The sequence below is a fragment of the Hymenobacter sp. genome (assembly GCF_036387835.1).
Classification (GTDB): Bacteria; Bacteroidota; Bacteroidia; order Cytophagales; family Hymenobacteraceae; genus Hymenobacter.
On record NZ_DASVSY010000041.1, the window covers coordinates 18,175 to 38,691 of the forward strand.

19 protein-coding genes are annotated in these 20,517 nt (G+C 54.8%); 15 read left to right on the forward strand and 4 right to left on the reverse strand.

Annotated elements, in window-relative coordinates; genetic code table 11:
• Positions 1 to 128: 128 nt before the first annotated feature.
• Complete coding sequence (locus tag VF639_RS08340; RefSeq protein ID WP_331145435.1) at positions 129 to 2,429, reverse strand: efflux RND transporter permease subunit; 2,301 nt, start codon at positions 2,427 to 2,429, stop codon at positions 129 to 131.
• 214 nt (positions 2,430 to 2,643) lie between these two features.
• Here VF639_RS08340 and VF639_RS08345 point away from each other — a divergent pair, with 214 nt between their 5' ends.
• The 7 genes from VF639_RS08345 (at position 2,644) to VF639_RS08375 (ending at position 8,031) form a co-directional block, all read left to right on the forward strand.
• On the forward strand, positions 2,644 to 2,847 hold the full coding sequence (locus VF639_RS08345) for a hypothetical protein (RefSeq protein WP_331145436.1): 204 nt from the start codon (positions 2,644 to 2,646) through the stop codon (positions 2,845 to 2,847).
• A 449-nt stretch (positions 2,848 to 3,296) separates the two neighbouring features.
• Entirely contained in the window at positions 3,297 to 4,799 is a 1,503-nt protein-coding gene (locus tag VF639_RS08350) for a serine hydrolase (protein WP_331145437.1), read from the forward strand.
• Between the two features lie 110 nt (positions 4,800 to 4,909).
• Entirely contained in the window at positions 4,910 to 5,440 is a 531-nt protein-coding gene (locus tag VF639_RS08355) for an energy transducer TonB (RefSeq protein WP_331145438.1), read from the forward strand.
• A 10-nt stretch (positions 5,441 to 5,450) separates the two neighbouring features.
• Positions 5,451 to 5,957, forward strand: a complete 507-nt coding sequence (locus tag VF639_RS08360; protein ID WP_331145439.1) for an SRPBCC family protein — start codon at positions 5,451 to 5,453, stop codon at positions 5,955 to 5,957.
• A gap of 185 nt (positions 5,958 to 6,142) precedes the next feature.
• The gene (locus VF639_RS08365; protein ID WP_331145440.1) at positions 6,143 to 6,439 is read left to right on the forward strand and encodes a TIGR03643 family protein; all 297 of its coding nucleotides are present in this window, start codon (positions 6,143 to 6,145) and stop codon (positions 6,437 to 6,439) included.
• A 338-nt stretch (positions 6,440 to 6,777) separates the two neighbouring features.
• Positions 6,778 to 7,158, forward strand: a complete 381-nt coding sequence (locus VF639_RS08370) for a hypothetical protein (RefSeq protein ID WP_331145441.1) — start codon at positions 6,778 to 6,780, stop codon at positions 7,156 to 7,158.
• Positions 7,159 to 7,236: 78 nt separating this feature from the next.
• Complete coding sequence (locus VF639_RS08375; protein ID WP_331145442.1) at positions 7,237 to 8,031, forward strand: thymidylate synthase; 795 nt, start codon at positions 7,237 to 7,239, stop codon at positions 8,029 to 8,031.
• 423 nt (positions 8,032 to 8,454) lie between these two features.
• Here the strand turns inward: VF639_RS08375 and VF639_RS08380 are convergent, their stop codons facing one another.
• From VF639_RS08380 to VF639_RS08390, 3 genes are all read right to left on the reverse strand, one after another.
• Entirely contained in the window at positions 8,455 to 9,264 is an 810-nt protein-coding gene (locus VF639_RS08380; protein ID WP_331145443.1) for an aminotransferase class IV, read from the reverse strand.
• 106 nt (positions 9,265 to 9,370) lie between these two features.
• On the reverse strand, positions 9,371 to 10,495 hold the full coding sequence (gene dprA, locus VF639_RS08385) for a DNA-processing protein DprA (protein ID WP_331145444.1): 1,125 nt from the start codon (positions 10,493 to 10,495) through the stop codon (positions 9,371 to 9,373).
• 202 nt (positions 10,496 to 10,697) lie between these two features.
• On the reverse strand, positions 10,698 to 11,057 hold the full coding sequence (locus tag VF639_RS08390) for a MerR family transcriptional regulator (RefSeq protein WP_331145445.1): 360 nt from the start codon (positions 11,055 to 11,057) through the stop codon (positions 10,698 to 10,700).
• Between the two features lie 282 nt (positions 11,058 to 11,339).
• On the opposite strand from VF639_RS08390, the gene alaS reads away from it, so the two are divergent.
• The 8 genes from alaS (at position 11,340) to VF639_RS08430 (ending at position 20,480) form a co-directional block, all read left to right on the forward strand.
• Entirely contained in the window at positions 11,340 to 14,024 is a 2,685-nt protein-coding gene (gene alaS, locus VF639_RS08395; protein ID WP_331145446.1) for an alanine--tRNA ligase, read from the forward strand.
• Between the two features lie 447 nt (positions 14,025 to 14,471).
• Positions 14,472 to 14,792, forward strand: a complete 321-nt coding sequence (locus VF639_RS08400; protein ID WP_331145447.1) for an energy transducer TonB — start codon at positions 14,472 to 14,474, stop codon at positions 14,790 to 14,792.
• A 55-nt stretch (positions 14,793 to 14,847) separates the two neighbouring features.
• Positions 14,848 to 15,597 carry a hypothetical protein gene (locus tag VF639_RS08405; RefSeq protein WP_331145448.1) on the forward strand — a complete coding sequence of 250 codons (750 nt, stop codon included), beginning with the start codon at positions 14,848 to 14,850 and terminating at the stop codon, positions 15,595 to 15,597.
• 39 nt (positions 15,598 to 15,636) lie between these two features.
• Positions 15,637 to 16,380 carry a TonB family protein gene (locus tag VF639_RS08410; protein WP_331145449.1) on the forward strand — a complete coding sequence of 248 codons (744 nt, stop codon included), beginning with the start codon at positions 15,637 to 15,639 and terminating at the stop codon, positions 16,378 to 16,380.
• A gap of 21 nt (positions 16,381 to 16,401) precedes the next feature.
• Positions 16,402 to 16,605, forward strand: a complete 204-nt coding sequence (locus tag VF639_RS08415; RefSeq protein WP_331145450.1) for a hypothetical protein — start codon at positions 16,402 to 16,404, stop codon at positions 16,603 to 16,605.
• On the forward strand, positions 16,581 to 17,366 hold the full coding sequence (locus tag VF639_RS08420) for an LIC11966 family surface protein (RefSeq protein WP_414654688.1): 786 nt from the start codon (positions 16,581 to 16,583) through the stop codon (positions 17,364 to 17,366). Before VF639_RS08415 ends, VF639_RS08420 begins: the two co-directional genes overlap by 25 nt.
• A 193-nt stretch (positions 17,367 to 17,559) precedes the next feature.
• The gene (gene gatB, locus VF639_RS08425) at positions 17,560 to 19,020 is read left to right on the forward strand and encodes an Asp-tRNA(Asn)/Glu-tRNA(Gln) amidotransferase subunit GatB (RefSeq protein ID WP_331145452.1); all 1,461 of its coding nucleotides are present in this window, start codon (positions 17,560 to 17,562) and stop codon (positions 19,018 to 19,020) included.
• 323 nt (positions 19,021 to 19,343) lie between these two features.
• Entirely contained in the window at positions 19,344 to 20,480 is a 1,137-nt protein-coding gene (locus VF639_RS08430) for a TlpA disulfide reductase family protein (protein WP_331145453.1), read from the forward strand.
• The last annotated feature ends 37 nt before the right edge of the window (positions 20,481 to 20,517 follow it).

Sequence of the window (20,517 nt, forward strand, 5' to 3'; positions counted from 1 at the left end):
AAGGCTAGCAAGAAAACAGGAGACGAATAGGGCCGGCTCAGGCGTATTTCACGAAGCGAGTGAACGGCCCCGTATCTGGTGTAGAAAGCGGGCCGCTTCCAAAGTACGTCTTCGGTAATTAAAATTTCTTATCCCCCCAAAGCTGGTACCGGCTGCCGAATTTCCTTGGGCCGATGCCGATAGAACCCTAGAATTAGAATCGGCAGCAACGTCAGCTCGGCCACCACCCCAAATAGCAGCGTGAGGCCGATAAGCAAACCCACGTAGAACGTGCCATCAAACGACGAGAAGATCAGCGTAGAGAAGCCGCCCACCAATATCAACGAGGTGACAATAACCGCCTTGCCCGCCAGCAGATACGTGTGGCGTACGGCTTTGAACAGGTTGGGCTCCTTGAGCAGCGTCAGCTTGAGCTTGCTGATAAAGTGAATGGTATCATCGACGGCAATACCGAAGGCAATGGTGAAAATGATGCTGGTGCTCACCTTCATGCTCACGCCCGCCAGCCCCATCACGCCCGCTACAATCAGGATGGGTACCAGGTTCGGAATCAGCACCACCAGCGTCATGCGCAAGCTCCGGAACAAGGCCAGCACGATGAGCGTCACCATCACAATATCGATGGTCATGCCCGTTATCATGTTCAGCGTCAGGTTCTCGTTGTTTTTGTCGATGAGGTTGGCCGAGCCGGTGAGGCGGGTTTGCAAAATGCTGGCATCGGTATTCTGGCGCAGAAACGTGCGCAGGTCGGCGTTGAGCTTATCGGCCCGGATGCTGCCGACGTCGGGCATGCGGCCCGTCAGGCGGCCTTCCGAGCCATCGGGCAGCACCAGCGCCCGAAACTCCGGCTTCTTCCGAAATAGCTTGATTTTGCTGGTGATGCGGCGCAGCTCCGCCTCCGATTCGGGCAGGCGGTATTCGCTGAGCAAGCCGCCGTTTAGGGCCTTGCGCACCGACTTCACCAGGGTAACCGGCGAGGCCACGAAGTTCAACCCAAACTTCTCGGTTAGATACGTTTCAATTTCTTCGGTTTCGTGCAGCACCGCCAAGTCGTAGATGGTGCGGCCCGGTGCCGGCTTCAAATCCAGCTCGAAAGGTCGCACGCCGGCAAACTGCCGCTCGAAAAACTGGAAATCCAGCTTCACCGGGTCGTTCTTGGACAGGTCGTCGAGCAAGGCCGAGTTGATGCGGATGCGCGAAGCTGAGGCCACCGAGCCGATGAGCAGCAGCGCGCTGATGCCTACTATCCATTGCCGCCGCGCCAGCACCCGCCGAAACAGCTTGCCGAGTACCCCGTCCCAGCTGTGGCCTTCCTGGCGTGGTATCCGCAGCTGCGGCTTGCGCAGCAGCAGCAGCATAGCCGGTAGCAACGTGAAGCTGAGCGCAAACGTGAGCAGCACGGCGATGCCCGTAAAGAGCCCAAAATTGTAAATCGGCCGAATGGTGCTGGTCATCAGTGTGAAGAAGCCGATGCTGGTCGTCAGGGCCGAAAGCCCCGAGCCAAACCCCGATTCCTTGAGGGCAATCCACAGTGAATCTTTCTTGGAGGCCCCGTAGCCGAGCTCGGTCACGTAGCGCGTGATGATGTGAATGGTATCCGACATGCCCACCACGAACAGCATCACCGGCAGCAAAGCCGTCATCAGGTCGATGCTGATGCCGCAGGCACTCATCAGCCCCAGGCCCCACAGAATAGCGCCCAGCACCACCACCAGCGGCAGCACCACGCCCCACCACGTGCGGAACGTGAGCCAGAGCAGCCCCGTCACGAGCACCACCGAAAGGCTCATAAACACCATCAGCTCCATCTGCAGCCGGTCCACAAACACCGATTGGGCCACCATCTTGCCGGCCATGTGGTACTGGTTTTCCGCGAAACCCTGGCGCTTCAACTCGGTGCGCACCGCCGCCAGCAGCGAGTCGCCGGGCGGTTTGCTGAGGTTGGGGGAGGTTTGGAAGAGAATGGTTACGGCGCGGGCATCCCGCGAAATCAGGTTGCCTACCAGCCCTGGCGTACGGTATATCAAAGTTGAATCCTGCGCCCGGCGGCTCGGGTCGTTGGGCCGCAGATACGGAATGTTGAACACGCCCAAACCCTCGACCACCGGGTTGCTGGCCGTAGTAGGCGACGAAACCTGCGTCACGTGCCGCCGCTGCCCGATAAAGCGCGTCAGCGAATCGACCCGGGTTAGAAACTTGGGCTCGAACACGGTCTGGCCGGGCGGGGATTCCAGGCCGAGCAGCACGTAGTCGTTGTCGTTGCCGAAGCGGGCCGAGTACTGCTGATAGTAGTCGAGGTCCGGGTCGCCGGCGGGGTAGAAGTCGTTGAAATTGTAGTTGAAGCGCAGCTGCGCCACGAAGAACAAGGCCAGCCCCGACACTAGAGCTAGGGCTACCAGAACACTGTAACTTAATTTGCGAAGCGGCATAGAGGGCACCACCAAGCTCCAGCTCGGTGAATCGTTGAACGACGGAAAGCGCGTGGTTGCAACAAGAAACGTGTAACGACGCGCGAAGCTGGAGCTTCGCGCAACTTTTACTGCCTTTTTGCTACCTTAGATTCAGCGGCCGCCGAGTTTAAGGCACAGAGATGCCAACCGCCGTTTTCCTCGTTTTGTTTCCACTTTTGTTACTATGCTCCTCATGAAAAACGCTCTGCTCGCCCTCGCCCTGTTTGCCTTTGTAGGCACCGCCTCCGCCCACGGCGACAAAGACGCCAAAAAAGGCAAGAAAGCCACCGCTAAAACCGAGTGCTCGGCCGCGCAGAAAACTGCCATGGGCGGCTCGTGCTGCATGAAGAAAGGCGCTAAAACCGCAGCCGTAACGCCCGCTGTAAAAGCGCTGTAGAGTATTACGCGCTCCATAAACGCAAAGCCGCTATTCATTGAGAATAGCGGCTTTGCGTTTATAAAATAGTTTACCGGGTCCCAAATGAGGTAGAGACGCCACACTTGGCGTCTCGTCGTTGAACGACCTGCCTAAAGCAGTTTCCCGTGTTGAAGGCTGTAGCGCGAAGCCTGCGCTTCGCGTACCGTTGAACGAAGTCGTTGCGGTGTGCCAGTTCCGGTCGTTCAACTTCCGCAACGAGGCGCGAAGCTGAGGCTTCGCGCTACAGACACTTAAACAACGTCAGCAACGACGAGACGCCAAGTGTGGCGTCTCTACCTCGTTCGTTTACTTGCTGTTTTCAATTGAGAAAGGGGCTTGAGGTACTGTGGCAGCGTATTTGTTGAAATACAAGCTTCAACTCGTAACCTTCCTGCAAATCATAAGTGTCCCGCAAAAACCAATCCTTTATGAATGCAAACCGCGGTACTCGGCTCACCTGCCTGTTCGTGTCGATTGTTCAACTCGCAGCCGGACAATCCAAGTTGCCCGCGGCGAGCGGCAATGCCAAAAATCAACTCGACTTGGTTGTGCGGCAGGAGGGAGAGGCCTTCATAAAACAGCCAATTCGCGTAGGACTTTCCATTGGCATTGTTAAGAAGGGCCAAACCTATTTTTACAACTTCGGCACCACCGAGAAAGGCACGAGCAAGGCACCAACCCAAAACACCATCTACGAAATCGGCTCGATCAGCAAAACCTTCACGAGCCTACTGCTGGCGCAGGCCGTGGAAGAGAAACGGGTGAAGCTAGACGATGATATCCGCAAGTATATGGACGGGGCTTATCCTAACTTAGCTTACGCGGGCAAGCCCATCAAACTGGTTGATCTGGCCAGCACCACGTCCGCCCTGCCCGATAATTTGCCGGACCGAACCAGCCTCATCCAACAAGCGCCGCCCGATTCCATCCCGTTTATCCTCGGCAGAGCCGACAAAACCTACACCAAGCAAAACTTCTACAACGACCTGCACACCGTCAAGCTGGACACGGTTCCGGGCCTTATGCCTCGCCATTCCAATGTTGGCGCCCGGCTCCTGGCCGATATTATGGCGACTGTTTACCGGCTGCCTTACGAGAAGCTAGTCGAGAAGTACATCGATAAGCCGCTGCAGATGAAAAGTTTTACTGCCTCAGCCAGCAACATGAAAGCGTTGGCCGTCGGCTACAACGAAAACGGAATCAGAATGCCTTATCACTCGCTGGATAAGGTGGAGGCGTCGGGTGGCTTGCGCTATAGTGCCGCCGACATGGTAAAGTACTTGGCGCATCAGCTCACCGAAGCCGATAAAGCAGTAGCCTTAAGCCACCAGCCTACGTGGGGGAATATCGAGGAAGAAGCCATCAGCCTGAATTGGGATCTTGAAAAAACCGTTGACAACAAGCGGAAATTTCAACATACGGGCGGCACTTTTGGCTTTGCCAGCTACTGTGTTTTTTATCCTGAGCTAGGCTTCGGCATCGTCGTGTTGTCCAACGAGTCGGACAGGGAGACGCAGGGGCAGCTGCAGGTTTTGGCAGCGCATATAGTAGAAGGCTTTTACGGCGTGCCACCCGGCCTGCAAGCCTTGCGAAGCAGCCTGCAAACCCACAAGTACAGCCAGGTCCTCGACGCGTATAAAGCAGTCAAGCAACAGCATCCCGAATTGCACTTAACCGAAAACTACATCAATGAATGGGGCTATAAAGTAGCCCGGGAAGGGAAAGTCAAACAAGCTATCGAGCTGTTTAAATTGAACGTCAGCCTTTATCCTGACAGCTGGAACCCGTACGACAGCCTAGCAGAAGCCTACGAGATGGATGGCAACAACGCGCTTGCCATCAGCAACTACAAGCAGTCGTTGATCCTGAATCCGAAGAATGCCGGGGCCGTGGAGCACCTCAAGAAACTGAATGCAACGGTAAGTAGGTAATGCTAAGCGAAATACGGCAGGAATACAAGTGTATAGCAGGCGGCAAATAAATGTAAATCCTCTTCGTTCTAGTAATATCCAAGGCGGATGTTATTTTAAACTTGAATAGAATGAGGTGGTATAAATTAGTATTGTTAGTGCTTTTGCTAACAGGCAGTAAAGCTTTGGCACAGACGTCATTCAACCGTTGGGAAGCGCAATCAGTAGCAAAGCCAACACCAACCACGTCTGGTAAGCAACGAGGCAGTCAGCTAATGCAGACTAAAGCGCGTCAGGATTCACTGAGAATTGTTGCTAGCGCGGCCGAGGTGCCTCCTTTGCGCCGAGGTCTCGGCCAGCGCATAAAAGAGAAGAAAATGGTGGCTGAGGATATTAAATACTACGAATACGCTAGAAAGGTGTTTCGTTACCCGAGTGACGCCTTAGGAGCAGAAACGGAAGGAAGAGTTGCCATACGGCTAGTTGTAAATGCGGCTGGTCGGGTAGTCGGCACCACAGTGATAGAAAATACAATTCCGGAAGGCGCAGCTGGGCGTGAGGCTATGGTTCAGCAGGTTGACTTTTTATTACGTCAACTGAAGTTTGAACCTGCTGCTATTTCAACAGAAGAGGAATTCGTGCATACTTACAAATATGAGTAAGCATGTATGCATGTCGGTCATTGAAGTTTGCACCTACATCAACGCCCCGCAACACATCTGCTTTCAACTCGCTCTAAGCGTCGATTTACATACCATTTCCACTCAGCAGACGCAGGAACAAATTGTCGGCGGGATATGCAGCGGTGTACTGCAACTCGGCGATTCAGTTACTTTTCGGGCTCGGCACTTTGGCATCTGGCAGAAGCTTACTAGCAAAATAACAGAGCTAAACGCCCCCTCTTACTTCTGTGACGTTATGCAGCAGGGAGCTTTCAAACAGATGCGCCACGAGCACCATTATGCTGCAAAAGGTGCGCAAACGTTGATGCGTGATGTGTTTGCTTTTGAGTCGCCGTTAGGTTGGTTGGGCAAACTAGTAGATAGGATAGTGCTGAAACGGTATCTGCGTCATTTTCTAAAGGAAAGGGGGCAGGTTGCGAAGCAATATGCTGAGAGCGGAAGGTGGCGGGGAGTACTGATCAGTGACTGGAGGGATACTGGCGATGAGTTTAATTAGCAGAGGAGGCGCAACCTCCTGTCATAACAGGCACGAGTTACGCGGCGCTAAACTCGCGTCAGCAGGGGCAGGGAATGCTGGAGAAGCGGACAAATCAGCCGGAAGTTTGTTGGAATGATATTCCTGCAACCCGCGGCCCTGTAAGCCCGAGAAAATGCCGGGGACTTCCTATCAATTAGCGCCATATGACCAACGAATCTTCACCCTTGCAGCATCTCTCCGCCGCCGATATCGACCGGATTATTGAAATGGGGTGGGAAGACCGCACGCCGTTCGAGGCCATCGAAACGCAGTTTGGTTTAACTGAAAAAGACGTTATTGCCTTAATGCGGCGCGAAATGAAGCTCACTTCATTTCAGATGTGGCGTAAGCGCATGAGTGGCCGCAGCACCAAGCACCGCGCCTTGCGAGCCGAGGAAATAGATGCCTTCAGGTGCAGCCGCCAGCGAAGTATTTCAAGAAACAAAATCAGCAAGCGGTAAGCGGATTTAACTCAATAGACTTGTTCCCATATTAGATTCTTTGGAAAAAGAACGTTATGCGGAGCTGGTCGTCGCATTGCTCCCGCTTCGCCTGCACCGTTCACCGAAGCGGGAGCGAGGCGTCGACCAGCGGACGCGAGAGCAAGCAGAACGTTCTTATAGACTTTCCTAATGCAGGAACAAGTCTACTGACTGCTATAAACCCGTAACAGCCGCCTCACTCGGGCGGCTGTTACGGGTTTACATGGATTCGAATTTATTTTTAAGCACTTGCAACTAATTGAAGCTCAAGTAGCTCCTGACTTTAGTGCCAACCCCAAGTTATTGCCTTAACCTTCATGAAAAACATTCTCCTCTTTTGGGCAATCACGCTGCTTGCCACACTTGCCAGCTGTAAGCGAGATGGTGACGTTGCGCCTGATGGAGACGTTGCGCCTTCTGGCTGTTTCACGACAACGATAACTTATACAGTATCTAAGGCTGACGGAAGGGTGGTTTTCGACCAAACTGAGCAGCGCTTTGCAGTTGTGTACTCTGTGCCTGGTACGTTCGATAGTCAATATATTGGCATCGTTTGTTCGCTGCCTGATAATCTGCAACAGGTAGGATTGGAAGTGAAGTTCAGTGGCAACTATCGATCCTACACCGGTTCAGCGAAACCAGGAATAGGAGGACAAAAGTATTACTATCTGGATCTAACGGAAATCACACCTAAATAAATTTGAGATTGAAGCGACACAGGAGCCACGGACTACTTTCTTTACTTTTGAAGTACAATCTCAATATGCTCCCTCACCATGCGCCAGTATCTCGACCTCGTTCAGCATATCCTCGACCACGGCACCCGCAAAACCGACCGTACCGGCACCGGCACGCTCTCCGTATTCGGTTACCAGATGCGGTTCGGCCTGGCGCAGGGCTTCCCGCTGGTCACCACCAAAAAGGTGCACCTGAAGAGCATCATTCACGAACTACTCTGGTTCTTGAAAGGCGATACCAACAACAACTCTCTGGAAGAAGTAGGCGTGAAAATCTGGCGGGAGTGGGCCGACGCCGACGGCAGCCTTGGCCCCATCTACGGCCAGCAGTGGCGCAGCTGGCAAGCCCCCGACGGCCAAAGCATCGACCAGATAGCCGAAATGGTGCGCCTGCTCCGTACCCAACCCGATTCACGGCGCATGGTAGTATCGGCCTGGAACGTGGCCGACCTGCCCCAAATGCGCCTCACGCCCTGCCACGCCCTGTTCCAGTTCTACGTGGCCGATGGCAAACTTTCCTGCCAGCTCTACCAGCGCTCCGCCGACGTGTTCCTGGGTGTGCCTTTCAATATTGCCTCCTACGCCCTGCTCACCCTTATGATGGCGCAGGTAACCGGCCTGCAGCCCGGCGAGTTCATTTGGACCGGCGGCGATACCCACCTCTACAGCAACCACTTAGAACAGGCTCGCCTCCAGCTCAGCCGGGAACCGCATCCGTTGCCCCACATGCGCCTCAACCCCGAGGTAAAAGACCTGTTCGCTTTTCAGTTTGAAGATTTTCAATTGGAAAACTACGAGTCGTGGCCAGCTATTAAAGCTTCTGTGGCAGTTTAATTGCACTATATAAAGGTTGATATTTTTGCTTGCTAGTCTATTGATAGCCAGGAGTGATGTGCAAGTTACAATTGTAGCTACTATCTTGTGTAGCATGGAGTTTGTGTAATATGCAGTCTGTAAAGCAGTTAATTGATTTAAAGGCCGCCTGCTGTATTATTAGAAAAATTCAATACAAGTAAAATAGTGCAAAATATAATACAGCTGTGTACCTTACCAGTCATGAACTCCATTGCACTATCTTGCACAAACCCAAGTCCGCTCTCCCGTCGGCATCGAGCCTTGATTGCTTTGTATTCCCTAGCCAGTAACGCGCAGGACAGGCTTGAAATCCTGCGCCTCAATGACGTAACGGAAGAAGATATAAACGAATTCAAAGAGAGTTGGCAGGTGTTGTGCGGGCGGCCGCTGCACCCCAATTATCTACTGCCCCGCCTCCCAAGCCCGGATAGAGACTAAGAGCGAGGACCCGGTTGTCCACTCTACCTCACCCACGCGGTTTAGCACCCGAATACCGGCCACATTGGCAGTGAATACAGTTTCAGCTTGCAGCAAAACCGTGGGTTGAAACAGGCCTTCTTCGCATTCCAATCCGTGTTTCGTAGCTACCTGTAGCAAATGGGCCCGCCGCACCCCCGCCACGCATCCTGTAGCCAAGGCCGGCGTAAATAAGCAGTTATCAGCTATCCAGAAGATGGCTGCCGATACGGTTTCGGCTACGTGGCCAGTGGTATCCAGCAAAAGCAGTTCGTCGAGGCTACGTTGAGCTCTTTCCCGGGCGGCTAGTACGTACGTCAGGCTTTCGGGCCCTTTGCAGAAAGAAACCGGCGACATCCGGGTTTGCACAGTTTCGGCGAAACCAGCCGTAGCTAGCGGCGCATCATTGGGTTGAAAAGGGCGCGCTGTAGCCAGCCAGCTACACTCTGTGGTTTCGGGGGCGTACAAGCCGCCCCCGCTACGCCAGAGCTGCAGTCGGAGGCGGTGAGCGTTGCCGGTTGTCAGTTGGCCTAATGTGTACGTCAAGCTTTCGGCCGTGGCCAACTCGGGCGGCAGCGCAAGGCCCAAGGCAGCAGCGGCACGTTGCATCCGAGCCACGTGGTGCGGTAGGTAGCGGATGCCGCCGTTTGCCCACACCAGTGTCTCGAAGAAGCCATCATTGAAAAATAATCCCCGATTTGGCAGAGTCAGCGCAAAATCTTCATCTAACAGCAACTGACCGTTGTAGAGGAGCATTTCTTGATATGTCAGTTTTTATTTACTAGTTACCGTTTAGTAGCTGCTCGTCGCTGCTTTCCATGAGAAAACCCGCCTGTTGCTTGAGAGAAGCAACCACAGTAACTTACAGCAAGGTGAACCGCTTACCCGGCAGCGCCTTTACTACATTTTTAAATTCAAGGCCGAGGAGAAGGGAGGCTACCTGGTGCATAGGTAACTGCGTTTTCCACGCTAGGTTATCGATATGCGCTTCTTTGGTGGCTTGCAGTACCTCAATTATGCTGAATTCGACTGGCGTAAAATCCGCAGCATCATACATTGTAGGACTCTTATGCTTGCCGCTGAACTGCAGGGCTGAATCCCAATTAAGCTGCTGCTCCAGATCCTGAGGTTCAGAGTAAAGAGCGGCTTTGTTGGCCTTGATTAGCTCATGGCAGCCCTCGGAAGCCGCCGAGCCCAGCGGGCCAGGCACGGCCAGCACGTCCCGGTCATAGCCCATTGCCAGGTCGGCGGTGATAAGCGCGCCGCCTTTCTTGGCCGCTTCCACTACCACCGTGCCATCAGCAAGGCCGGCAATAATGCGGTTCCTCATGGGGAAGTTGTATTTGTCGGGCTGGGTGCCGAACGGAAACTCGGTGAGCAAACCGCCCTGGGTGCGCATCTTTTCGGCCGTTTTGCGATGAGCGGGCGGGTAGATAATGTCCAGCCCCGTAGCCATGACGCCTACCGTTTCCAGGCCTTCCTGCAAGGCGGCTCGGTGCGCCGCAATGTCGATGCCATAGGCCAGGCCACTTACCACCAAAGGCCGGTGCTGCACCATGCCTTGCACCAGCCGCTCGGTTTGTTCCCGGCCGTAATCGGTGGCTTTGCGGGTGCCCACGAGGGCAACGATTTTTGGCTGGTTGAGGTCGGCAGTGCCTTGGTAGTAGAGCAGAGCGGGAGCATCAGGAATCTGCTTTAGCCGCGCAGGATACTGCTTAGAGGTGTAGAAAAGCACTCGAACCTCTTCTTTCTCTGCTTTGCGCAGGATGCTTTCAGCTTGATTCAGTGCCGCCGTGCGGTCGGCTCCTGTCAGGATAGCCACCGTGGCCGGCCCCACGCCCGGCACCTTGCGCAGCCTGCCTGGCGGCAGGTGCAGCACGTTGCGGGCCGAGCCGCCGTAGCTCATCAACTGCCGCGTCATCTGCGGCCCGATGTTAGGGAAAAGAGTAAGGGCGACTTCGTAAAGTAAGGTATCTGAATCAATCATATAAGGCTTATACTTCTAACAAGCTCGACTTTCTAATGCTAATAAGGTGCTAAAATTAGCTTCCCTTCTCAGATGAGAAGGGGTTGAGGGTAGTTGAAAAACTAGAGCTAAAAGTTGATGTTAAATGGCTTCAACCCGCGGTCAACCACCCCCAACTCCTCCTCATCTGAGAAGAGTTAGTTTTTAATTCTGACAAGGGAAACTACCCTTGCGTCTTGCCGATAGCGTCTAGTTCTTTCTTCATGGTAATCAAAAACTTGCGCACTTTATCCAGGCTCTGAATCACGTCAATTTTCTCTTTGAGCTGCGGACCTTTCTGCTTGATCATGTCGCGGGCGCCGGGGATGGTGTAGCCGCGCTCCTTCACGAGGTGGTAGATGGTGCGGAAAATGTCGATGTCCTGGGGCGTATAGAGGCGGTTGCCCTTTTTGCTTTTGCGCGGGCGCAACTCGTCGAACTCGGTTTCCCAGAAGCGAATTAGCGACGGGGCCACGTTGAATTGGGCGGCCACCTCGCCAATGGTGAAATATTGCTTTTCGATGTCGCGCTCTTTGTAGGGCATTTTATTATAGAACTGAGAACTTAGGGTGGAGAAGTTAGAAGGAAGAAATTAAAGTTGAGAAAGAATACGAGCAAGAAAATACAGTGAGTCCGGCAAACACAAGGTTTTACGCTCTCAATTCTCATTTCTCACTTCTATAAAGTAGGCTACCTTTGCCGACAATACTGTTAGTTTTAACAGCGAAAAGTAACCAAAATACCGGCTGCTGCCAATTCCAACGGTTCAGCTAGTTTCGTTTCACGACCCTTACGAGTTGCCAACTGAAAGTTGGCGTTACTGCCCATGTCACTCCCCACCGCCAGCCACGTTCGCCAGCAATTCCTCGATTTCTTTGCTTCCAAAGGCCACCACATTGTGCCCTCGGCGCCCATTGTGGTGAAGGACGACCCGACGCTGCTCTTCATCAACTCGGGCATGGCCCCGTTCAAGGATTACTTCCTCGGCAACAAGCCCGCCCCCTTCAAGCGCATTGCCGACACCCAAAAGTGCCTGCGCGTATCGGGCAAGCACAACGACCTGGAAGAGGTAGGCTACGACACCTACCACCACACCATGTTCGAGATGCTCGGCAACTGGTCGTTTGGTGACTACTTCAAGAAAGACGCCATTGCCTGGGCCTGGGAGCTGCTCACCGACGTGTTCCAGCTGCCCAAAGACCGGCTCTACGTCACGTACTTCGAGGGTGACAAAGGCGACGGCCTCGGCCCTGACACCGAAACGCAGGACCTGTGGCGCCAGTACGTGGCCGAGGAGCGCATTTTGCCCGGCAACAAAAAGGACAACTTCTGGGAAATGGGCGATACGGGTCCGTGTGGTCCGTGCACCGAAATCCACATCGACCTGCGCGACGAGGCGGAAGTGGCCGCTAAATCGGGCCGGGAGCTGGTGAATGCCGACCACCCACAGGTGGTGGAAATCTGGAACAACGTGTTCATGGAGTTCGAGCGCCGCGCCGACAAGTCGCTGCTGAAACTGCCGCAGCAGAACGTCGATACGGGCATGGGCTTCGAGCGGTTGATGATGGCCGTGTCGGGCGTGAAGTCCAACTACGATACCGACGTTTTCCAGCCGCTCATCCAGTTTATTGCCAAGGAAGTAGGCCTGGAATATCACGGCACTTCGCCCGCCACAGTCAACGACCAGCCCGCCACCGAGAACGAAAAGACCGACATTGCCATCCGGGTTATTGCCGACCATATTCGGACCATTAGCTTCACTATTGCCGATGGGCAGCTGCCGAGCAACGTCAAGGCGGGCTACGTCATCCGCCGCATTCTGCGCCGCGCTGTGCGCTACGCCTTCTCCTCGCTGAACCAGAAGCAGCCGTTTCTGTATAAGCTGGTACCCGTGCTAGCCGACCAGATGCGCAACATCTTCCCCGAGTTGAAAGCGCAGCAGCAGTTCGTGCAGCGCGTAATCGAGGAAGAAGAGATTGCCTTCCTGAAAACACTGGAAACCGGTCTGCGCCGCCTCGATGCGCTGGAAGAAACCGCCAAAGCCAACGGCAACCGCATCGACGGCAAAACCGCCTTCGAACTGTCCGATACTTTCGGGTTTCCGCTCGACCTAACTGCTCTCATAGCCCGCGAAAAAGGCTTGACGGTAGACGAGGAAGGCTTTAAAGTAGAGCTGGAAGCCCAGAAAAACCGCTCCCGTAATGCCCAGGAAGCCGAGCAAAGCGACTGGACCATTGTGACGCCTTCGGAAGAGCAGCCCGTGTTCGTGGGTTACGACCAGGACGAGGCGCCGGCCCGCATCCTGCGTTACCGGCGTACTGACCGCAAAGGCAAAACCGAGTACCAAGTAGTGCTCAACCAAACGCCGTTTTACGCCGAGCAAGGTGGGCAGATTGGTGACACGGGGTACCTGGAGTCGCCGTTGAGCAAGGTGCGGGTGCTGGACACCAAGAAGGAAAACGACCTCATCGTGCATACCGTGCTGGATTTGCCCGAGGACCTGAACGCCGAGTTTACCGCCCGCTACGACCACGCCCGCCGCGCCCAGATCGAGCGCAACCACACCGCCACGCACTTGCTGCAAGCCGCGTTGCGTGATGTAGTAGGCACCCACGTAGCCCAGAAGGGGTCGTTGGTGAACGAGAAGTTGCTGCGCTTCGACTTCTCGCACTTCACCAAGGTTACCGACGATCAGTTGCGGCAGGTGGAAACCATCGTCAACGAGCGAATCCGTCAGCAAATCCCGCTCGATGAGCGCCGCAACGTGCCTATTGCCGATGCCAAAAACCTAGGTGCTACGGCCTTGTTCGGCGAAAAGTACGGCGAATTCGTGCGCGTCATCACCTTCGACAAAGACTTCTCGGTGGAGCTTTGCGGCGGCACCCACGTGCGTACCACCGGCGACATCGGCTACTTCAAAATCACGGCGGAAAGCGCCGTTGGCGCCGGGGTGCGCCGCATTGAGGCCGTAACCGCTGAGGCTGCGGAAAGCTACGTCAACCAGCAGCTCGACCTACTGGCTCAGGTGCGCGAGGCCCTCGGCAACCCGCAGCAACTGCTAACCAGCATCGAGAAGCTGAGCGAGGAAACGGCTGGCCTGCGCAAGCAAATCGAGTTGTTCGCGCAGCAAAGCATCAACCAGCAGAAAGAGCAACTGATGGGTCAGGTGAAACCACTTGGCGGCGTCAGCTTCCTGGCCGCCCAGGTGCAGGTAACGTCGGCCGATGGCCTCAAAACCCTGGCCTTCAACCTGCGCCAAGCCGTACCGAATCTGGTAGCCGTGCTCGGGGCTGAAATAGACGGCAAGCCGCAGCTAGCCGTGATGCTCGATGATGAACTGGCCAAAGGAGGGAAGCTGAATGCATCAACGCTGGTGCGGGAGCTGGCCAAGGAAATTCAGGGCGGCGGCGGCGGGCAGCCATTTTTCGCCACGGCTGGCGGCAAGAACGTGGCCGGGTTGGGCGCCGCCATTGGTAAAGCGGAGGAGTTAGTTGGAAAAGCCTTGGTGTAAAAGCATATGATCAAGCTGTTGGCTTGGCTGCGGGGTTGGGGCAAACCGGGTACTTCCGGCGTTGCTTCAGCCCCGTCATTGTTTCCGGGATGTGAGGTGCACTATCTTGACGCGTACGGTCGGGCAGTGCCTGCCGCAAATCAAGCCACTCAGCGCAAAGAAACGCGGCAGCTTCCCCAGGCTATAGAAACTCGCATTTATCAGATAAATGACGGTCCGGAGTGGTTGCGTGAAGTAAACCAGGAAGACAAGGCCAGCGGTGCCCGGTGCCGAGTCTGCTACTGGCCTTGGGGTAGCGAGCGAAGCAGGGCTGAAATATCGTTTCCAGGTGGGAAACGGCGTTTAGAATACCAAGAGTGATTTGGCAACGGCGAATTACGCCAACACAAATGCGCCGAAGCTGGTAAAATCCGGCACCAGTATAGGTTCTCGTTGCCGCAGCACGGAGTGTATACCTATACCGAAGAGATGCCTATTTATCCGGGTGGACCGGATCAACTACTAACCGATATCAGCCGTGCGACCAAGTATCCGGCGGCAGCGTTGCGCAAGCAGGAACAAGGCAAAGTGTACATCCACTTCATTGTGCGCCCAGATGGGATGATGGCTGATGTTGTTGTGCAAAAAGGAGTAACCTCAACGCTTGACAAGGCCGCTGTGGAAGCTGTTGAGCAGCTAGGCCACAACAAGCGGTGGCAGCCGGGCTTCCAAAACCGTCGGGCAGTTTCAGTTTCCTTCACTGTGCCCATTGCCTTCCATTATAAATAATGCCTTAAGTATAGGAATACAGAGGTGTTGCCTGGCATATAGCCTGCTGCCTATCTTGCGCGAAATACTGCCGCGCAGCGCCATGATTGAAGTCGACCTCATCAAAAAACACGGTAAGAAAGCCCTGGGCATGGAAGAGCACGGCCATCATAAGCAGACCTGGCGGCAGCGCCTGCCCGATATTTTGCTGGAAATTGCCATTATCGTGTTTGCCGTGACGCTCTCTATACAGCTGCACAGCTGGCACGAGCACTCGTTGGAACGTGAGAAGGAGCGGAAGTTTCTGGTCGGGTTGCGCCAGGACCTCCAGCAAGACCTGCGGGAGATGAGCAGAGATTCGGGGTCGTACCAGGTGCAGCTGCGGGGGCTGCGCTACTACCTGGCCTTTGCGGCCGGCAAGCAGCGGCCCGACAGTGTGAACCATTACCAGTGGACGCTGCGCAACGCCACCGTCCTGATTCCGAATAACTCACGCTTCGAAGGCTTGAAGTCGGCCGGTGAAATCGACATCATTGAAAACGAAGACATGCTCAACGGCATCCTCGACTATTATCAGGAGCTGATTCCTGACCTCGTGCTGAATGCTGATGCGTACTCGCAATACAAGCAGCAGCACATTGGGGGGTACCTCGACGAGCACCTCGCCCCAGACCAACATAACCTAGCCGTTGTACTAGCCTCAAATCCTATGCAGAACTACCTGATGAGGTGGCAGAATATTCCTGGCATTATCAGCAAGTACCACGGCGTAATGCAGCACAGCCGCCATCTTCTCCGGCAGATAAATTCCCAATTAGCTGAGTAGTAAACTACCGGCCGAAGGTTATCAAGTACTAGATTTTATATGCGTTATTCTATTTTATTGATAGTGAGTTGTTTGCTGGCAAGCAACACGAAAGCTGCCGCTCAATCCATTAATGCGTATTTCAAAGCCCAGCCAGGCAGCCACAGTGCTATTGATTTTGGCACCGGGCTCAAGTCGCGTACCGATACCGTACGCGGTGCAAACGGAGCTGCGACGATTAGTCGGTATTATGCCAATGGGCAGAAACAAGAGGAAATACCATATCTGCTTGTGCGAAAAAACGAGTTGCACGGCACCCAAACCCGCTGGTTTGAAAATGGGCGGGTGCAAGCCACAGAGCACTACGCCAACAACCAGCGGCACGGCCAGTTGCTGACCTATTACCCCGATGGCACGCTCCGGCGCCGGGAAGAGTACCAACAGGGCAAGCAGGTGAAAGCCGAGTGTTTTGCCGCGAATGGTAAACCAGTTGCCTATTTCGATTATTTGCAATTCCCTGAATACCCCGGTGGGCTGCTTGAACTGCTCGGAACCATCCAGCGCAACACGAAGTACCCTAAAGAGGCGCTACGCAAAGAGGAGCAAGGAAAAGTGTTTGTTGATTTTGTAGTGAGCAGTGAGGGAGTGGTGCAGGATGCCCACGTCAAAAAAAGCGTCAACCCCTTACTCGACCAGGAGGCCTTGCGCGTGGTGAACAGCCTTAGAGGCTGGAAACCTGCTCGGCTTGATGGAGAGGCAACGGATGTAGTATTCACATTGCCAGTCACTTTCACAATCAATTAACTTCATTTCCCCCTTTTCTTTATGCGTTTTTTTACTGTTGCTACGGCCGTGTTGGCGGCCGGCTTATCCCTCAGTGCTACCGCCCAAGTTTTCACTGACCCCGGCGCTTACAACAATGCTATTGTGGCCGAGCAGCGGGCCATGCTCAAAAAAACCTGCGTTACATCAGCAAATCAGCCCACTCCGACAACGAGAAGAAGATCGACGCCAAGCGCCTCGACCTGATCAAGCAAACTGAAGCCTCATTGAACAAGGTGGCTAAGATGCCGGCTTTCGAAGACGACAAAGGCTTCAAAGAGCAAACCACTGAGGCCCTTTATCAAATGCTGAAAGTCTACTCCGAGGACTACAAGGCCGTGGATATGCTGGCTGGTACCCGCACGGCGACCATCGAGAACATGGAGCAATATTTCAAGCTCCAGGAAACTGCCGAAGCCAAGCTGCAAGTGGTCAATGACAGTGTGGATGCCGCCCAACAACGGTTTGCTAAGCGTCACAAGATGACCATTTCCGAAGACCCGGAAGGCAAACGCCTCGCCAACTACATGCGGCAAGTTTCGGAGGTGAACACCTACCAGCACAAAGTATATTTGGCGCAGTTTCGGGTGGAGAAAGCCAATGCCCGCCTCACCGATGCCCTGAACTCGCAGAATGCAGAGGCCTTCGAGCAGGCCCGCCTGCAGTTGGTAGAAGACACCAAAGCCGCAACGGCCGGACTTACGTCCATTACCCCCTTCCGCGGTAAAGACGCCCAGTACCGCGACGCGGCCCGGAATCTGGTGAAATTCTACGCGGCTTTCGCGGCCAATCAAGCCGCCCAGATGAAAGTGTTGCTAGAGCGCAAAGACAGCTTCACCAAAGCCGACGCCGACAAGTTCAACGGCTTCATCAACCTCTATAACTCGCAGAACCAGAAGCTGTCTACGGCTTACAACCAGGCCGGCAACAACTTCCAAGCTGCCTACATTCCAGTGTTCAACGACTAGGTTTAGCGCATTGGCTACTGACCAGGTTTAGCCGTTCAGGACAGTAAAAGACCTTTTCAGGTCGGAGCAAGGAGTGAAGCCACTACCTGTTCCGATGTGGAAAGGTCTTTTTGCTGTTGTTAAAGGGATACTTTTTCTCGGATAGATAGTTTTAACTTGCAGCCTCGGCGGCCTACCCGCCTAATTACTACGTATGGACGAAAGCATCAAAGCGAAATACCAGCCCGTCATCGGCCTTGAAGTGCACGCGCAGCTGCTCACGCACAGCAAAATGTATTCTTCCGACGAGAATGAGTACGGCGCGCTGCCCAACAACAACCTGAGCGTCATTACGCTCGGCCACCCCGGCACGCTGCCCCGCGTGAACCGCACGGCCGTGGAATACGCCATGAAAATGGGTCTGGCTACCAACTGCCACATCCGCCGCGACAATCTGTTTGCGCGCAAAAACTACTTCTACCCCGACCTTCCCAAGGGCTACCAGATAACCCAGGACAAAACGCCCATCTGCTACGAAGGCCACGTGGAAGTGCGCCTCTCCAACGGCTCGACCAAGCAAATTGGCGTTACGCGCATTCACATGGAGGAAGATGCGGGCAAGAGCATGCACTTGGCCGGCGAAGTGGAAACCCTCGTGGACCTGAACCGCGCCGGCGTGCCGCTGATTGAAATCGTATCGGAGCCCGATATCCGGACTTCGGAGGAAGCCTATGCCTACCTCACCGAAATCAAGAAGCTGGTGGAGTACCTCGAAATCTGCGATGGTAACATGGAAGAAGGCTCGCTGCGCTGCGACGCCAACGTATCGGTGATGCTGCACGGAGCCGAGAAGTTCGGGACCAAGGTGGAAGTGAAGAACATGAATTCGTTCCGCAACGTGCAGCGGGCCATCGAGTACGAAATCGAGCGGCAGATCGAGATGCTGGAGCGCGGCGAGGTTATCGATAGTGAAACCCGCGGCTTCGACGCGGCCACCGGCACCACCGGCGGGCAGCGCAGCAAGGAAACGATGAATGACTACCGCTACTTCCCGGAGCCCGATTTGCCCCCGGTAATCATTGATGATGCCTGGCTGCACCGTGTACAGGCGGCTCTGCCGGCCCTGCCGCAACAACTCTACACCCGCTTCACCGGTGAGCTAGGCCTCTCCGACTATGATGCCTCGGTGCTGACGGTGGAGAAGGATGTGGCTTTGTTTTTCGACGAGCTGACCCGCTTGACTCCAAATGCCAAAGCCGCTGCCAACTGGGTGCAAGGTTCGGTGAAGTCGTACCTGAACGAGCGTGCCTTCACCATGGCGGAATTCCCGCTCACTGCGCAGCACCTGGCCGACATCATTGAACTCATCGACGCCAACAAGATCAGCCACTCGGTAGCCTCCAAGCAACTCTTCCCCTACCTGCTCGACAACCCCACGCAAACCGCGGCCGCCGCGGCCGAAGCCCAGGGACTATTGCAGCAGCCCCAGGACAGCGGAGCGCTGGAAGCTATGGTGCAGCAGGTACTGGACGCCAACCCGGCCAAGGTGGCTGAGTATCGCGCCGGTAAGAAGTCGTTGACTGGTATGTTTATGGGTGAGCTGATGAAGCTGACCGGCGGCAAAGCCGACCCGAAGCTCGCCAACCAACTGCTACGCCAGAAGCTCGACGCTTAACTACCGCGTAGTTGCCTTTTAGAAAGCACAGGCTATTTCAGTAGCCTGTGCTTTTTACTTATTGAATGTTTAGTTAAAAACTGAGTAGGCCTGAGCAGCAAGGAAGCCAAAGTGGCTTCCTTACTGCTCAGAGCCAGGAGGATGTAGCTCAGCCAGGAACTAAGGCAAGCCTTTTTGGTTTTCAGTAGCAGGCGGTAAGTAGGACCGGCGGCAAGTATTTTTGCATTCACGCTTAAATCGGCAACTTGCGTCCTTGAAGTCTGCTACTTGCTACCTAGTCTGCTGGCCTGGAACCGGCACTTTTGTCTGAGATGAAACATAATATGAAAAGCTTTCTGTTGATCGGGGCCGTGCTGGGCATGGCCAACGCTTGCAACAAAGCCACGCCGCCCACCACCGGCACGGCTGCCACCGGCACCGGCTATCAGATCACCGGCCAGCTCACCAATGCGCCGTCGGGCGCCAAAGTATACCTCGCCGAGCTAGGCGACACCCAGTTTATTTCGCGCGATACGGCCGCTGTAGACGACAAAGGTCAATTCAAGTTCACCGGCACCGTACCAGAGGCCGGACTGTATCAAGTGAAAGTAAACGACCAAAACCAGGTGCTGGTGGCCTTGGCCAATGGCAGCAACATTTCCCTGGCCGGCGATGCGCAGAAGCTGAGCGACACCTATACCGTGCAAGGCTCCAAGGATTCGGAGGTGCTGCAGCAACTTAGCCGCACCATGCTGCAGTCGAAAACGCAGATGAGCCGCCTGGAACAGCGCTACAACCAGAACGCGCAGGCTGGCCGTTCCGATTCTATGCAGCGCATCGAAAAACAATTCTACGCCCTGCAGGCCCGCGGCACCGAGGGCATCAAAACATTGGTGCGCCAGAATCCCGGTTCGGTGGTATCAGGCTTCGTTGTGGCCAACCTCATCAACCCCGACGAGCAGTTTACCTTCGCCGACTCGATGACCACGGTGTTCAAAACCACTCAGCCCGAGTCGCGCTATACCAAGGCACTGGTGGCCAAGCTGGAGCCCATGCGCTCCACGGCAGTAGGCGTGCAGGCCCCGGAAATCAGCCTGGCCGCTCCGGATGGTAAGCCAGTGGCCTTAAGCAGTTTGCGTGGCAAGTACGTGCTGATCGACTTTTGGGCCAGTTGGTGCGGACCTTGCCGCCGTGAAAATCCTAACGTGGTGAAGGCCTACAACAAGTACAAAGGCAAAGGCTTCGAAATTTACGGTGTAAGCTTCGACCAGGACCGCGAGAAGTGGCTGAAAGCCATTCAGGCCGATGGCTTGGTGTGGAAGCACGTTTCCGACCTGAAGGGCTGGGAAAGTGCCGCCGGCCAAACGTACAGCATCAAGTCCATTCCCGCCTCTATTCTACTCGACCCGCAGGGGCGTATTATCGGCAAAAACCTGCGCGGGGAAGCTCTGGAAGCAAAGCTGGCGTCGGTGTTGAAGTAGGTAGCCCAGGCGCGAACAATAAAAAAGCCGAGCCTGG